The following is a 15,678-nucleotide window of genomic DNA, read 5'->3' on the forward strand; positions in this document are numbered from 1 at the left end:
TGCGGCACGGCGCTTGCCGGCCGGCCAAGACATTTAGAATAATTCAAAAGAAGATAGGCTTTTCCACGCCCGTCTTCAAGACCAGTCAGTCCTTCACCTGCGCAATTCGCGACACGCAAAACCGCTGCGCACGCTTGCTGGAATTGCCTTAACTCAGCGCGTCCAGTTCCTCGTCGCTGAGCTGGTCTGGAATGACTGTGACCGGGATCGGGAAGGCCTGCGCGCGGCTGGCGAGCGACGAGACCAATGGCCCCGGCCCTTCCTTGGCGGATCCGGCCGCCAGAACGAGGATCGCGATATCGCGGTCCTCCTCGATCAGCCCGTTGATGGCTTCGCTCGCGACACCTTCGCGGATGACCATTTCCGCCTCGATGCCGACCGCTTCGCGCAAGGCCTGTGCGGCCTTGGCGAGCACGGCTTCCGCCTCCTCGCGCGCTTCCGCCCGCATGATCTCCTCGACACCCAGCCATTGCTGAAAATCGGCATTGGCGATCACATAGAGCAGCACGACGCCGCCATTGGAGTTCTTCGCCCGACTTCCCGCATAGTGGACGGCGCGCTGGCATTCCGGCGTGTCGTCGATGACCGCCAGAAATTTCCGGCGGTGGCCTTCAAGGCGGGAAAGTCGTCGAGAAACCATACGGCCCCTTTTCTCTATTTCCGACGTAATTCCAGGCGCAAAACCGCGCACACTTTTGCTGAATTGCGTCGGGACGTTTCGCGGCGACCTTACTGCACAAAACCGACGATGTCGCGAACTTCCTTCATGGTTTTTTCGGCCCGTGCCCGCGCCCGTTCGCCGCCGTCGCGCAGGATGGCGTCGATATGGGTCGTGTCGTCCATCAGGCGGCGCATCTCGTCGGTGATCGGCGACAGCACGGTGACGGCGAGGTCGACCAGCGCCGGCTTGAAGGCAGAGAACTGCTGGCCACCGAACTGGGACAGGATCTCGGCCTTGCTCTTGTCGGAGAGTGCCGCGTAGATGCCGACAAGGTTATCCGCCTCGGGGCGGCCCTTCAGGCCGTCGACCTCGCTCGGCAACGCGTCCGGGTCGGTCTTCGCCTTGCGGATCTTCTTGGAAATCGTGTCGGCATCGTCGGTGAGATTGATGCGCGAAAGATCGGAGGCATCCGACTTCGACATCTTCTTCGTGCCGTCTCGCAGCGACATGACGCGCGGCGCCGGGCCGCCGATCAGCGGCTCCACCATCGGGAAATAGGCGTGCACCGGCTCCTCGCCGACAACGATATCGACGCCGGTACCGGCGCTGCGGATGTGGCTGCCGAAGTCGATGTTGAATTTCTGGGCGATATCGCGGGTCAGTTCCAGGTGCTGTTTCTGGTCGTCGCCGACCGGTACGTGGGTGGCGCGGTAGACCAGGATGTCGGCCGCCATCAGGCTTGGATAGGCGAGCAGGCCGAGCGAGACCTGTTCGGCATTCTTGCCGCCTGTCTTGTCCTTGAACTGGGTCATGCGCTCCATCCAGCCGATGCGCGCCACGCAGTTGAAGATCCAGGCAAGCTCGGCATGCTGCGGCACGGCGGACTGGTTGAAGACGATGTGCTTCGTCGGATCGATACCGGAGGCGATGAACGCCGCGGCAATCGAGCGGATCTGGCCGCGCATGTCCTCGTGTACCAGCTGCGCAGTGAGCGCGTGCAGGTCGACGACGCAGTAGATGCAGTCGTTGTCGGCTTGAAGGGCCACGAACTTGCGGATCGCGCCGAGATAGTTGCCGAGATGGAGATTGCCGGTCGGCTGGACGCCGGAAAAGACGAGAGGCTTGAATGCGCTCATGACGGTGTTCCTTCAGGCGGGTGGAGGGCCTGATCCTGTTGCTGAAGCCGTTCCAGGGCGGTTTTCCGTCCGGAATTGCACGAAAAATATGTGGGCGCTTATGCACGGCGCGGGCATGTCGATCAAGAGGGGCGGAGGCAGCGCGCATCGTCGGCAGAGGCCCGATTCGGCCTCTCATCAGAAACTCCTCATAAATGACACTTTCCGGGCCTCTGGTCCCGGCGGGGAAAGGGGCAGTCGGATTTCGATCGGCCGCGTTTCGACGCAGCGGTGCAAACCGGAGTGTGCCATGCGCAACAATTGCTCGACCCTGCTTGCCTGTGTGATCGCCCTTTCATCGATTTTCGCGGCCGAAGCCTCGGCAGGCGGCAATCACAAACATATCGCCAAGAGCGAAAAAGGCGGCGTCGCCAAGGTCTATACCGTCCAGACGACGCGTGTGCGGCACCGATGTTTTCCGGGCAAATTGCGGGTGATCCTCTCCCATATCGCGCGCCAGGTCGGGCGTCGCCCACTCGTCACCTCCGGCCATCGCTCCGGCGGGCGCCGCGGATCGCTGCATCGCAAATGCCTTGCTGCCGATATCCGCGTGCCGGGCGTTTCCGTGAAGCGGATCATTGCCGCCGCGCGGTCCGCGCCATCGATCGGCGGCATCGGCACCTATTGTAACGGCATCGTCCATGTCGATGTCGGGCCGAAACGGCGCTGGCACCATTGCGGCGGACTGGCCCGGCTTGGACGGCGCACGACGCTTGCCGCACGCTGAGAAAGCCTATTGCGACTGCTCGTCGGTGGGCGCTGCCGCAGCCTTGGGCTTGCGCTTGATGTTGCGGCGGATCATGCCGAGGTTGGCGCCGCCGATCAGGAAGGCGACGGAGAAATAGACGACCATGGCAAGGCCGATGAGCAGACCAAGCGCCAGCAACTGTTCGTAGAGGGGTGACGAGGGCGCGAGGCGACCGGCGAGATAGTCGGAGGCATAGTCGAGCGCCACGGCCATGATGACCGTCGCGATCAACAGCCGGGCGACACGCCAGAGCAGCGCCTTTTCCAATGGCCAGTGGCCACGACGCACCAGCGTCACGAAAAGCAGCACGGCCGTCAGCCAGCCGGACACGGCTTCCGCGGTGGCGATGCCGCGCTCGTAGAACAACGGGAAAAGCGAGACCGCGAGCACACAGTTGATGACAACCGACATAAGCGTGATGCGCATCGGCGTCTTGGTGTCCTCGCGGGCGAAGAAACCGGGGTTCAGCGCTTTGATCATCACGAAGCCCGGCAGGCCGAGACCGTAGATGGCAAGCGTACCAGCCACGACGGACGTGGTTTCCGGGCTGAAGGCGCCGCGCTCGTAAAGCACGCGCACGATCTCATCGGAAATCACCCAGAGGGCGCCGGCGGCCGGCAGGGTGAGGAACAGCACGAATTCCAGCGAACGGTTCTGCAGGTTGCCGGCTTCCCGCTCCTGCCCGCCCTTCAGCGCCCGCGCCAGTTCCGGCAACAGCACGACGCCGACGGCGATGCCGACGACGCCGAGCGGCAGCTGGTAGACGCGGTCGGCATATTGCAGCACGGAAATCGCGCCGTCCTTGGTGGAGGCGATCATCTGGCCGATGATCTGGTTGATCTGGGTGATGCCGCCTGTGATGGCCGCGGGGAAGGCGAGCCACAGCAGGCGCTTGACGTTCGGTGTCATGCGCGGGCGGCGGAAACCGATCTTCATGCCCGCCTGGCGAACACCGGCATAGAGCACCGCCATCTGCAACAGGCCGGCGACAAGCACGCCCCAGGAGAGATACCAGGCCACCTGGAGCGGCGACGCGCCCTGCCAGAGGCCGTAACCAAGTGCGCCGATCAACACGACATTGAGGAAGACCGGGGCGATGGCGGCGGCGAAATAGTGGTGCAGCGAGTTCAGCATGCCCGACAGCATCGCCGTCAGCGACATGCACATGAGATAAGGGAACATAACGACGGCGAGCTTGACCGTCACGTCGAACTTTTCCGCATCGCCCACGAAGCCCGGCGCGATGACCCAGGCGACGATGAGCGGCATCAGCAGCTCCATCGCGATGGTCAGCATCAAGAGCACGGTGAAGAGCACGCCAAACACTTCTTCGGAGAAGCGCTTGGCCCCCTCGATGCCGCCGGCCTCGATCTCCTTGGCGAAAAGCGGCACGAAGGCGGCGTTGAAGGCACCCTCGGCAAACAGGCGACGGAAGAGGTTCGGGAACCGGAAGGCGGCGTAGAAGGCGTCGGCCATCGGCCCGGTGCCGAGTGCCGCCGCCATCAGCGTTTCGCGCGCAAAACCGAGCACACGGCTGCCGAGTGTCGCGCCGCCGACGGTCGCGAATTTCTTGACCAGACTCATTGTTGTGCCTTGACCCTTCTCGGCGCCGGGGCGACCGGCGCGATCATGCCCGGTGGCATGCGGTCGCGCACTTCATCCGCCTCGTCCGCCATGACAGCCTTCAAGCGGGCGATGATATTGGTATGCCGGTTGTCGTTGGTGACCTTCTGGCCGACGAGGTCAGTGACATAGAACGTATCGATGACCTTTTCGCCGAAGGTGGTGATGTGCGCCGAGGCGATGTCGAGCGACAGGTCCGACAGCACCGCCGTCACTTCGGACAGCAGGCCGGGCCGGTCGAGGCACTCGATCTCGATGACCGTGAACTTGTTCGACAGCGTGTTGGAGATCGTGACGGCCGGGGAAACGGTAAAGGCGCGGCTGCGCTTGCGGCTCTTGGTACGCGTCGCGATCACCTCCGGCAGGCGCTTGCGGCCGGAGAGCACGTCCTCGATCATCCGGCCGATCGTGCCGGCGCGGCGCGTCTCGTCGGCATCGTTCGGGAATTCGCGGTTGACGAGGATGGTGTCGAGCGCCCGCCCGTCGGAGGTCGTGAAGATCTGCGCATCGACGATGTTGGCACCCGCCGCGGCACAGGCGCCGGCGATCACCGTCAGCAGGCGCGGATGGTCGGGCGACAGAACCGTGATTTCGGTGATGGCGTGGAAGGAATGCGTGCGCACCATGGTGGCGAGCGGCTTGCCGGCCTTGTCCGACTCGCGGATGAAGCTCGCATGGCGCACCTGATCCTCCAGCGACACCGTCAGCAGGTAGGGATCGTAGTGCAGCTTCGTATAGGTCTTTCGGTCCTTCTGGCTCCAGTCGGCCGGCAGGGCATTGGACAGGACATCCCGCGCCGCCTGGGCGCGTTCCTTGCGCGACAATTCGGAGAAGCCGCCGGAAATCAACAACTCGGTTTCGTAATAGAGCGTGCGCAAAAGCTGGCCCTTCCAGCCGTTCCACACGCCGGGGCCGACGGCGCGGATATCGCAGACCGTCAGTACCAGCAGCATCTTCAGCCGCTCCATCGACTGCACCTTCTCGGCAAAGTCGACGATGGTCTTGCGGTCGTTGAGGTCGCGCGTCTGGGCGACCATCGACATGGTGAGGTGTTCCTCGATCAGCCAAACCACCAGTTCCGTCTGCTTTGGCGAAAGGCCGAAGCGCGGGCAGAGTTTGCGCGCCACCTTGGCGCCCGCCTCGGAATGGTCCTCCGGCCGGCCCTTGGCGATGTCGTGCAGCAGCACCGCGACATAGAGCGAGATACGATCCTCGATGCCGGGCATCACCTGATAGCTCAGCGGATGCGCTTCCTTCTCGCGGCCCTGGTCGATATTGGCGAGCACACCCACCGCGCGGATGAGGTGCTCGTCGACCGTGTAGTGGTGATACATGTTGAACTGCATCATCGCGACGATCTTGCCGAATTCCGGGATGAACTTGCCGAGCACACCGGCCTCGTTCATGCGGCGCAGGATGAGTGCCGGGTCGCGCGGCGAGGTGAGGATCGACAGGAAGAGGCGATTCGCTTCCTCATTCTCACGCAGCGCCGCATTGATGAGCTTCAGCGAGCGCGTGACCTGCTTCAGCGCGTCGGGATGGAATTCCAGCCCGTTGATATCGGCGATGTGGAACAGCCGGATGAGATTGACGGGGTCGCGCTTGAAGACCTCCGCATCGGCAATGGTGATGCGGCCGCGGTCCTCGAGGAAATCCAGCGTGCCGGCGATTTTCCGCGTGCGGCGGGTGAAGCGGCTGATGACGGCGGTGATGCCGGGTGCTTCCTTCGCCTGCTGGTCTTCCAGCGTCGCGCAGAAGATGCGCGTCAGGTCGCCGATATCCTTCGCGACGAGGAAATAGTGTTTCATGAAGCGTTCGACGGCGGAGAGACCCGGATGCGGCTGGTAGCCGAGGCATTCGGCGATCTCACGCTGGATATCGAAGGACAACCGCTCCTCGGCCTTGCCCGTCAGGAAATGCATGTGGCAGCGCACCGCCCAGAGGAAATCGTCGGCCTTCTGGAAAAGCTTGTATTCCTTGCGCGACAAGACCCCGAGCTTCACCAGCTCGGCGGGATCGCGGATGTGATAAAAATACTTGGCGATCCAGAACAGCGTGTGCAGGTCGCGCAGCCCGCCCTTGCCTTCCTTGACGTTCGGTTCAACGAGATAGCGCGTGTCGCCTGCCTTGCGGTGACGCTCGTCGCGCTCGGCAAGCTTCGCCGCGATGAATTCCGGGCCGGTGCCGCGCATGATCTCGCGGTCGAAGCGAACGGCGAGCTCCTCGAACAGCGCGACCGAACCGCAGATGTAGCGCGCCTCGAGGATCGCGGTGCGGATCGTCATGTCGCCCTTGGAGAGCTGGATGCACTCTTCCAGATTGCGCGTGGCGTGGCCGACCTTGAAGCCGAGATCCCACAGAATGTAGAGCATGAACTCGATGGCCGGCTCGCTCCAGGCGGCGGGTTTTGCCGGCAGCAGGAACAGCAGGTCGATATCCGAGCCCGGCGCCAGCGTGCCGCGGCCATAACCACCGACGGCCGTGACCGTGATGCGGCTGGCAGGCGAGGCCTGGCCGGCGCTGAAAACGTGGTTCAGGGCAAAATCGTGCAGAACGGCGATCAACTGGTCCTGCAGCCAGGAAATGCGGGCGGCGCATTGCAGGCCGCTGCCATCGGCAAAGAGCAGTTCGCGCGCCCGCTCGCGGCCGGCCGCATTGACCTTCTTGAACTCGGCGAGAAGCTCGCGACGCAGCCGGTCGCGGTAGTCCGCATTGGTGCTGGCGATGAATTCGCATCTGGCGCGCAACGCCGGCACATCGAGAAGACCGGAATCGGCCGGTGCCAAAAGCTTATGTTCCATCGGATGCCGGCCTGCGTCCCGCTTGTCTTCCACCGCCCGTTCGGTTCGCATGCGCTATAGACCCTTTCAGCGCCGGAAAACAGCCATCCTAGGCGCTAGCGATTGCCAAGTTCTTTCTTCAGCGCATAAAGGGCATCGAGTGCCTCGCGCGGCGTCATGTCGTCCGGGTTGATGTCCTTGACCAGCGCCTCGACCTTGGAGGGGGCCGAATCCCGGCGCGCCTCCTCGCGACGCACCGCAACCTGGAACAGCGGCAGATCATCGATGAGTTGGCTTGCCGGATTCTTGCGGTCCGCATCCTCCAGCTTGGCCAGCACGTCTTTCGCGCGCGCCACAACGGAGGCCGGCAGACCCGCAAGCCGCGCGACCTGGATGCCGTAGGAGCGGTCCGCGGCACCCGGCCCGACCTCGTGCAGGAAGATCACGTCGCCATCCCACTCCTTGACGCGCATTGTGGCGTTGGAAAGGCGCCCGAGTTTTTCGGACAGCACCGTCAATTCGTGGAAATGCGTGGCGAAAAGCCCGCGGCAGCGATTGGCTTCGTGCAGATGTTCCACGGCCGCCCAGGCGATGGACAGGCCGTCGAAGGTGGCGGTGCCGCGGCCGATTTCGTCGAGGATGACAAGCGACCGGTCGGTCGCCTGGTTGAGGATCGCCGCCGTCTCGACCATCTCGACCATGAAGGTGGAGCGGCCGCGCGCCAGGTCGTCCGAGGCGCCGACGCGCGAAAACAGCCGGTCGACGATGCCGATATGGGCGCTTTCGGCCGGGACGTAGGCGCCCATCTGGGCAAGGATGGCGATCAGGGCGTTCTGGCGCAGGAAGGTCGACTTACCACCCATGTTCGGGCCGGTGAGCAGCCAGATCGCGCCGTGCCCCTTGCCATCCGCCGGCGAGAGATCGCAGGCGTTCGCGACGAAGGCGGCGCCCTGTTGGCGGCGCAACGCCTGCTCGACGACGGGATGCCGCCCGCCGACGATGGCGAACATCGTGGAATGATCGACGATCGGCCGGCAATAGGCCTGCTCCTCGGCCAGCGCCGCAAGCCCAACGGACACGTCGACGACGCCAAGCGCCCGCGCCGCCGCCTTGATGGCCTCGGCTTTGGCGACGACCGCCTCGACGAGGCCGTCGAAGGCTTTCAACTCGATGGCGAGCGCGCGGTCGGCGGCGTTGGCGATCTTCGTTTCCAGCTCGGAGAGCACGGTCGTCGTGAACCGCATGGCGCCCGCCATGGTCTGGCGGTGGATGAAGCGCGCCTTCGCCTCGTCGCCATCCGTCAGTGCCGAAGCGTTGCCGGCAGAAACCTCGATAAAGTAGCCGAGCACATTGTTGTGCTTGATCTTCAGCGACTTGACGCCAGTCTCCTCGGCATATTGAAGCTGGAGGCCTGCGATGACACGGCGCGACTGGTCACGCAGCGCGCGCATCTCATCGAGTTCACTATCCGCGCCTTCGCGGATGAAACCGCCGTCGCGCTTGAGAAGCGGCAGTTCGTCGGCGAGCATGAAGGCAAGGCGGTGCGAAAGGTCGATCGGTAGTGCTGCAATGGCCTTGCGGGCCTCGGAAAGCTCGCCGTCGAGATCTTCCACGGCCATCAATTGCGCGATTTCCGCGGAGCTGGAAAGACCCTGGAAGATCGCGCCGAGATCGCGCGGGCCGCCGCGGCCGAGCGCGATGCGCGACAGGGCACGCGGCATGTCGGGAAGCCGCTTCAGGGCCCGTCGCAAGTCTTCGCAAAAGGAAGGCCGTTCGGCGAGAGCCGAAATCGAATCGAGCCGTGCATTGATCGCCTCGGGATCGGTCAGCGGCGACATCAAGCGCTCGGCCAGAAGCCGCGCACCGCCGCTCGTCACCGTGCGGTCGATGGCTTTCAACAGCGTGCCACTGCGTTCGCCGGAAAGCGTGCGCACCAGTTCGAGATTGGCGCGCGTGGCGGGATCGATGAACAGCGTGGAGGCGGAGCTTTCACGCTCCGGCCGACCAAGCGGCGGGCGCTCGGCGATCTGCGTCTTTTCCACATAGGCAACGGCGGCGGAGGCTGCCGCCAGCTCGGCGCGTGAGAACGTGCCGAAACCGTCCAGTGTCGAAACGCCGAAATAGCGCGCAATACGACCTTCCGCCGTTGCGCTGTCGAACAGCACCGCCGGCTGCGGCACCGCCACGCGGCCGACGACATCCAGCACCGGGCGGAACTCCGGATCGTGGAACAGTGTGTCCGGCACGATCAGTTCGCGCGGGTCGATGCGCAGGATATCGGCGAGCAACTGGCCCTGCGCGGTTTCCGACAGGCGAAAAATGCCGGTCGAAATGTCGATCCAGGCAAGCGCCATCGCCGGTTCCGCGCCGCCACGGATGCGGGCGACGGCCATCAGGTAGTTGGCGTCGGACGGCGAGAGCAGCTTTTCTTCCGTCAGCGTGCCGGGGGTCACGAGACGTACGACATCGCGGCGCACGACGGATTTCGAACCGCGCTTCTTCGCCTCCGCCGGGTCCTCGACCTGCTCGCAGACCGCGACGCGAAAGCCAAGCGCGATCAGCCTTTGCAGATAATCATCGGCGGCATGGACGGGCACGCCGCACATCGGGATATCGAGCCCCATATGCTGGCCGCGCTTCGTCAAGGTGATCCCGAGCGCGCGCGACGTCTCCACGGCGTCCTGGAAGAACAGCTCGTAGAAATCACCCATGCGATAGAACAGCACGCTATCGGGATTGTTCGCCTTGATCTCGATATATTGTTCCATCATCGGCGTCGCCGATGCGCGGCTTTCGTCGCTGGCAAGCTCGGCGGTCGACAGGATATCGGTCTGGCGGGCGATCTGATCGTTCACGGATTGACTGTTCTTCCCAAAAAAGAGGTGCCACCCTAGCCATGCAGCGATATAGAAAACAACAGCTGTGAGCAGCTATGGGTCTATCGCCCACAGGAGTGTAAGGGGGGAATATGCCGGGTACCGACAAAACCGATCACCAGAGGGCAACCGTCACCGACAAGGAAGCGCTGGATTTCCACTCGTCCGGGCGTCCCGGCAAACTGGAAATCACGCCGACCAAGCCGATGGCGACACAGCGCGACCTGTCGCTCGCCTATTCACCGGGCGTCGCCGTGCCGGTGAAGGCCATCGCCGAAGACCCCTCGACGGCGTATGACTACACGACGCGTGGCAACATGGTCGCCGTCATCTCGAACGGCACCGCGATCCTCGGCCTCGGCAATCTCGGCGCACTCGCCTCCAAGCCCGTGATGGAAGGCAAGTCGGTGCTCTTCAAGCGCTTCGCCGACGTCGATTCGATCGACCTCGAGGTCGACACGGAAAATGTCGACGAGTTCATCAACTGCGTTCGCTATCTCGGCCCCTCCTTCGGCGGCATCAATCTTGAAGACATCAAGGCCCCCGACTGCTTCATCATCGAGCAGCGCCTGCGCGAATTGATGGACATCCCCGTCTTCCACGACGACCAGCACGGCACCGCGATCATCGCCGCCGCCGGCCTCATCAACGCGCTGGCACTGACCGGGCGCGACTTCAAGACGACCAAGCTCGTCTGCAATGGCGCGGGTGCCGCCGCCATCGCCTGCATCGAGCTCATCAAGTCGATGGGTTTCGCGCCGGAGAACGTCATCCTCTGCGACACCAAGGGCGTCATCTTCCAGGGCCGCGAAGAGGGCATGAACCAGTGGAAGTCGGCGCATGCGGTCAAGACCGACCGCCGCACCCTCGTCGAAGCCATGGACGGCGCGGACGTCGTCTTCGGCCTGTCGGCCAAGGGCGCCTTCTCGGAAGACATGATCCGCTCCATGGCGCCGCGGCCGATCATCTTCGCCATGGCCAATCCCGACCCGGAAATCACGCCGGAAGAGGTCGCCCGCATCCGTGACGACGCGATCGTCGCTACCGGCCGTTCGGACTATCCGAACCAGGTCAACAACGTGCTCGGCTTCCCCTATATCTTCCGCGGCGCGCTCGATGTGCGCGCTTCGACGATCAACGATGCGATGAAGATCGCGGCGGCCGAAGCGCTCGCCCATCTCGCCAAGGAAGACGTGCCGGACGACGTCGCCGCCGCCTATCAGGGTGTGCGCCCGCGTTTCGGCGCGCAGTACATCATCCCCGTGCCGTTCGACCCGCGGCTGATCTCGGCCATCCCGGTCGCCGTTGCCAAGGCGGCGATGGAGACGGGTGTCGCACGCAAGGACATCCCGGATCTCGACGCCTATGCCCGCGATCTGAAGGCGCGGCGCGACCCGATCGCCTCGACCCTGCAGCAAATCTACGCCCGCGTGCGCCGTCACCCGAAGCGGGTCGTCTTCGCCGAGGGCGAGGAAGAGCAGATGATGCGCGCCGCCGTGTCCTACGCCAACCAGCAGCTCGGCACGGCGATCCTCGTCGGCCGCGACGACCGGATGCGTGAAGTGGCCGAACGCGCCGGCATCGATCTCGACCGGCCGGGCATCGAGCTGCTCAACGCCCGTATTTCGACGCGCAACGATGCCTATATCGACTATCTCTACGCGCGCATCCAGCGCAAGGGTTACCTCTACCGCGATGCCCAACGCCTGATCCACAACGACCGCAACCACTTTGCCGCCTGCATGGTGGCACTCGGTGATGCGGATGCGATGGTGACGGGCCTCACCCGCAACTATTCCACCGCGCTGGAAGACGTGCGCCGCTGCATCGACGCCAAGCCCGGCCATCGCGTCATAGGCGCGTCGCTGGCGCTTTGCCGCGGCCGCACGGTGCTGGTTGCCGATACGGCCGTGCACGACATGCCGTCGTCGGAAGAGCTGGCCGACATTGCGGAAGAAGCAGCCGGCCTCGCCCGCCGCCTCGGCTACGACCCGCGCGTGGCGATGCTCGCCTACTCGACCTTCGGCCATCCCTCGGGCGAACGCTCGGAGCGCGTGCGCGAGGCCGTCAAGATCCTCGACCGGCGCCGCGTTGATTTCGAATATGACGGCGAAATGGCGGCCGATGTGGCGCTCAATCCGCGCATCATGGAACAGTACCCGTTCTGCCGCCTTTCCGGCCCCGGCAACGTGCTCGTGATGCCAGCGTTCCACTCGGCTTCGATCGCGACGAAGATGCTGCAGGAACTCGGCGGCGCGATGGTCATCGGCCCGATGCTCGTCGGTCTCGACAAGTCCGTGCAGATCGTCTCGATGGGGGCGAAGGACGCCGATATCGTCAACATGGCGGCCCTTGCCGCCTACAATGCCGGCTGACGGCACATAAAAAGCCGCCCGTCCCGGAGGGAACGGGCGGCAAATCAAGCTATGCTGACCTTCATGTAATTTGCTTTTGGCGTTACGCAACGCCGAACGGGAAACCGCTTCGCGCTTTCCCGGAATTGCTTAGCTGGCGAAACGCCCGGCATCTGCGCCGTAATAGTTGAGATAGCGGCCGGAAATCTTGCCGATCGGCAACACGATCAGTACGTCCGTCGTGTTGAAACCGTGATCGACGACGGCGCCGTTGCCAACCGTCGCACCCAAGCGCAGGTACCCCTTGATCAGCGGCGGCATGGCGGAGAGCGCCTTGCGCGCATCGATACCTTCCGACGGCATCAGGTCCATGGTGCGGAAGAGTTCCGGGCGGGCAGAAACGCTCCACTCGTCCTTCGCCAGCACATTGTGGTGCAGGAAGGACAGCGCCAGCGCGTGTTCCTCCGGCACGGTGCCGTGGAAGGAGGCGCAGCCGAACATCACGTCGATGCCGTGCTTCAGGGAATAGGCCCAGTTGCCCTGCCAGAGCAGTTCCACCGTGCGCTTGGTGCGGTAGGCCGGCAGCACGCAGGAGCGGCCAAGCTCCATGAAGCGCTTTTCCGGATGGCGCGCGATCAGCGCGTCGACGTCGAATTCGGATTGCGAATAGAAGCCCCCGGACACCGCGGCGACATCCTGGCGCAGCAGGCGATAGGTGCCGACGATCTGCTCCTCGGCATCGCCCTCGATCGAGGTGTCGAGCACGAGCAGGTGGTCGCAGACCATGTCCCAGGCGTCGATGTCGCGCTTGCGGCGCACCGCGTCGGGCGAAAGTTTCGCGTTCATCTCTTCGGCGAAGACGCGGTAGCGCACGGCCTGGGCGGCGTCGATTTCCGTTACCGAGCGGGCGATGCGCGTCTCGAGATTGCCGATGCGGCCGAGCACGGCCGTTCCCGAACGGCCCGCGACCGCAACCGTCTTCTGGGCGATCTCCACCGGAGCGATGGTCTGGGCGAGGTCGAGCGTCATGGCACTGTATCCGTCAAACGAAACTTCATGGTTTTAACCACGATTCTGCAACAGGACAATGACGCACGTCCGGTCTGGCCAGCGAAAAGCGGCCAGCGTCGAAGATCAGGCCGTGGCACGCCGGGCGAGACGGGCGATTTCGGCAATCAGATGAACGGGATCCGCCGGTTTTGACAGAACCGCATCGGCACCGATCGCCAGAAGTTCCTCGCTCAGCCCCTGCCGGCTGTCGGCCGTCAGCACCACGACCGGCAGGCGGGCATTGCCATAGTCGCGCTGGACGATGCGGGCGATCATGTCCTTGCCCTCCCCGCCCGGCATGCCGAGGTCGGTGACAAGCAGATCCGCCGCGAAGGGTCCGGCATCCGTGGCGCCGGCGAGCGCGGCAACCAGCGCCGGGTAATCCGGCACATGGCGCACGACATGACCCGCGCGCTCCAGCACCGAACGCACCAGCATGGCGTTCACCGGGTCATCCTCCGCAAGCAGGATGCGGGCGCCCGTCGGCGCGGCGAGCGTCGGCTCGGGGGCAACGTCCGGCAGTTCCGTCAGGATCGGACGGTTGTCGTTGATCGCATCACGCACCTCGATACCCTTCATGCGGCCGCGCAAGACCTCGACCAGCGAGCGCTCGCGCAACGGCCGGATGAGCCAGGAATCGTAACCCTCGCCATTGCCGATCGCCCGGCCGCTGCGCTCTTCCGGATTGACGAGATAGATGCGGCGCGCGCGGCTGTCGCGCAGGTAGCCGAGGTCGGCAAGCTCGCGGCGGAAGGCGCCGGCAAGGCGATTGTCGACGATGATGTCGGTCGGCTCGACCCCGCGGCCGGCCAGTTCCTGGACGAGATCGAGCGCCTCATCGATGGATGTGGCCAGATGGCAGGCGCCGCCGAGCGCATCGATGGTGCGCACCAGCGCCTTCGATGCCGGACCGGCCGGCGCCAGCACAAAGACCAGGCTGCCCTTCAGCACGCCCTTGCGCGCGCCGGCTGCCCCCGCCGTCTTGCGCCGATCGACCGGCATGCGGATGGTGAAGGTGCTGCCCTTGCCGGGCGTGCTTTCCAGCGTCAGCGCGCCGCCGGCCTCGTTGAGAATACGGGCGGAAATGGCAAGGCCGAGGCCGGTGCCGCCGCTGCGCTGCGCAGCACTTCCCGTCTGCTCGAATTCCTGGAAGATGCGCGCCTGCTCCTCGGCATTCATGCCGGGGCCGGTGTCGGTGACGCGGATGACGACGGCGCCGCGATCCATCGTGGTTTCGAGCGACACGCCGCCGGTATGGGTGAATTTCACGGCATTGCCGACGACATTGTAGAGCACCTGGCGCAAACGCGGCGCATCGTAAAGCAGCAGGCCCGGCACGTCCGGCGAAACGAAGGAGCCGATCTCGATGCCCTTTTCATGGGCGCGGTGCGAGAGCATCTCCACGACGCTTTCCAGCATCGGCCGCACCGGCTCCTCCGACGGGCGGAGCTGGAAACGGCCGGCCTCGATGGTCGAGAAATCGAGCAGGTCGTCGACGAGCTGCACGAGTGCATGGCCGGACTGGCGGATGCCGGCGAGATAATTCTTCTGTTCGGCGGTCAGCCGCGTCTGGCCGATCAGGTGCGACATGCCGAGAATGCCAGAGAGCGGCGTGCGGATTTCGTGGCTGACGGTGGCGAGCAGGCGCGACTTGGCGGCACTCGCCTCCTCCGCGCGCTGCCGGGCGCGCTCGCGCTCGCCTTCGGCCCGACGCTCCTCGGTCACGTCGCGGGCGATGGAATGCACCACGAGATCGCCGGAAGCAGGATCGCGCACCGTCACGTCATGCCAGGAATAGATGCGCTTGCCGGCCGGACCGTCCACGTCGACATCATAACGATGCGCCATGGCCTGGGAGCGGAAGGTCAGGCCAAGCGCCTCGCAGGTCTTGCCTTCGGCAGCGGCGGTGCCGGTCAACTCGCCGAGCACGGCATTGGCGCGCAGGATGCGGCCATCGAGCGTGCGCATGACGACGATATCGCCGAGCACGTCATGGATGGCGGAAAGGATTTCGGAGGTCTCGCTGCGTTCCCAGGAGCGGTCATGTGCCGCTTCGACGCCGGCCGCCGGCCGCCGCGACCAGAAGAGGAAAGCGGCCCCCGCGATGCCGGCAAGACCGAGGCCGATCGCCGCGATATAGAACCCGGTCGCCATGCCGGTCGCTAGCACGAGCGCGCCGCACAGCAGGCCAACCCCGGCAATCACGCTGCGGATCATCGCGTGGCTTTCCGGCTCTGGCCGGCGTGGCGAACCCTCCGCATCGATATCGTGGATATCGTCTGTCGCGTCAAAACGGTCGCCCGCAGACCGCTGCGGCGCTTCGGCAAATTCGGCCTTGAGCCGATTCTGTAGCTTGACGGGTTCGCTCATGACGATCCGCTTAACACACGGACCGTTCAAATCGGCTTCAG

9 protein-coding genes are annotated in these 15,678 nt (G+C 64.6%); 2 read left to right on the forward strand and 7 right to left on the reverse strand.

Annotated elements, in window-relative coordinates; genetic code table 11:
- Positions 1–148 precede the first annotated feature (148 nt).
- The gene (locus GR138_RS06295) at positions 149–640 is read right to left on the reverse strand and encodes a universal stress protein (protein ID WP_069060190.1); all 492 of its coding nucleotides are present in this window, start codon (positions 638–640) and stop codon (positions 149–151) included.
- 89 nt (positions 641–729) lie between these two features.
- Entirely contained in the window at positions 730–1,797 is a 1,068-nt protein-coding gene (trpS, locus tag GR138_RS06300) for a tryptophan--tRNA ligase (RefSeq protein ID WP_160857764.1), read from the reverse strand.
- 289 nt (positions 1,798–2,086) lie between these two features.
- Between trpS and GR138_RS06305 the strand changes: the two genes are divergently transcribed.
- Positions 2,087–2,563, forward strand: a complete 477-nt coding sequence (locus GR138_RS06305) for a YcbK family protein (RefSeq protein WP_160857765.1) — start codon at positions 2,087–2,089, stop codon at positions 2,561–2,563.
- A gap of 6 nt (positions 2,564–2,569) precedes the next feature.
- Here GR138_RS06305 and murJ read toward each other — a convergent pair whose 3' ends face one another.
- The 3 genes from murJ to mutS all read right to left on the reverse strand — a co-directional run bounded on the left by murJ (position 2,570) and on the right by mutS (position 9,842).
- On the reverse strand, positions 2,570–4,168 hold the full coding sequence (gene murJ, locus GR138_RS06310) for a murein biosynthesis integral membrane protein MurJ (protein ID WP_160857766.1): 1,599 nt from the start codon (positions 4,166–4,168) through the stop codon (positions 2,570–2,572).
- Entirely contained in the window at positions 4,165–7,008 is a 2,844-nt protein-coding gene (locus GR138_RS06315) for a [protein-PII] uridylyltransferase (protein ID WP_246200313.1), read from the reverse strand. The genes murJ and GR138_RS06315 overlap by 4 nt, the downstream gene beginning before the upstream one ends.
- 95 nt (positions 7,009–7,103) lie before the next feature.
- Positions 7,104–9,842, reverse strand: a complete 2,739-nt coding sequence (gene mutS / locus GR138_RS06320) for a DNA mismatch repair protein MutS (RefSeq protein ID WP_338091043.1) — start codon at positions 9,840–9,842, stop codon at positions 7,104–7,106.
- Between the two features lie 113 nt (positions 9,843–9,955).
- Here mutS and GR138_RS06325 point away from each other — a divergent pair, with 113 nt between their 5' ends.
- Positions 9,956–12,238 carry an NADP-dependent malic enzyme gene (locus GR138_RS06325; protein WP_160857768.1) on the forward strand — a complete coding sequence of 761 codons (2,283 nt, stop codon included), beginning with the start codon at positions 9,956–9,958 and terminating at the stop codon, positions 12,236–12,238.
- Between the two features lie 129 nt (positions 12,239–12,367).
- Here GR138_RS06325 and olsB read toward each other — a convergent pair whose 3' ends face one another.
- Both olsB and GR138_RS06335 read right to left on the reverse strand, forming a co-directional pair.
- The gene (gene olsB / locus GR138_RS06330; protein ID WP_160857769.1) at positions 12,368–13,246 is read right to left on the reverse strand and encodes a l-ornithine N(alpha)-acyltransferase; all 879 of its coding nucleotides are present in this window, start codon (positions 13,244–13,246) and stop codon (positions 12,368–12,370) included.
- A 105-nt stretch (positions 13,247–13,351) separates the two neighbouring features.
- Positions 13,352–15,637, reverse strand: a complete 2,286-nt coding sequence (locus GR138_RS06335; RefSeq protein ID WP_160857770.1) for a hybrid sensor histidine kinase/response regulator — start codon at positions 15,635–15,637, stop codon at positions 13,352–13,354.
- Positions 15,638–15,678: the final 41 nt, after the last annotated feature.

The sequence above is a fragment of the Shinella kummerowiae genome, assembly GCF_009827055.1.
In the GTDB taxonomy this organism is placed as follows: Bacteria; Pseudomonadota; Alphaproteobacteria; order Rhizobiales; family Rhizobiaceae; genus Shinella; species Shinella kummerowiae.

What these genes read in the sequence shown, in the direction of transcription:
- GR138_RS06335 (WP_160857770.1), bottom strand. Translation starts at nt 15,637, where the DNA reads ATGAGCGAACCCGTCAAGCTACAGAATCGGCTCAAGGCCGAATTTGCC.
- GR138_RS06295 (WP_069060190.1), bottom strand. Translation starts at nt 640, where the DNA reads ATGGTTTCTCGACGACTTTCCCGCCTTGAAGGCCACCGCCGGAAATTT.
- olsB (WP_160857769.1), bottom strand. Translation starts at nt 13,246, where the DNA reads ATGACGCTCGACCTCGCCCAGACCATCGCTCCGGTGGAGATCGCCCAG.
- GR138_RS06305 (WP_160857765.1), top strand. Translation starts at nt 2,087, where the DNA reads ATGCGCAACAATTGCTCGACCCTGCTTGCCTGTGTGATCGCCCTTTCA.
- GR138_RS06315 (WP_246200313.1), bottom strand. Translation starts at nt 7,008, where the DNA reads ATGGAACATAAGCTTTTGGCACCGGCCGATTCCGGTCTTCTCGATGTG.
- GR138_RS06325 (WP_160857768.1), top strand. Translation starts at nt 9,956, where the DNA reads ATGCCGGGTACCGACAAAACCGATCACCAGAGGGCAACCGTCACCGAC.
- murJ (WP_160857766.1), bottom strand. Translation starts at nt 4,168, where the DNA reads ATGAGTCTGGTCAAGAAATTCGCGACCGTCGGCGGCGCGACACTCGGC.
- trpS (WP_160857764.1), bottom strand. Translation starts at nt 1,797, where the DNA reads ATGAGCGCATTCAAGCCTCTCGTCTTTTCCGGCGTCCAGCCGACCGGC.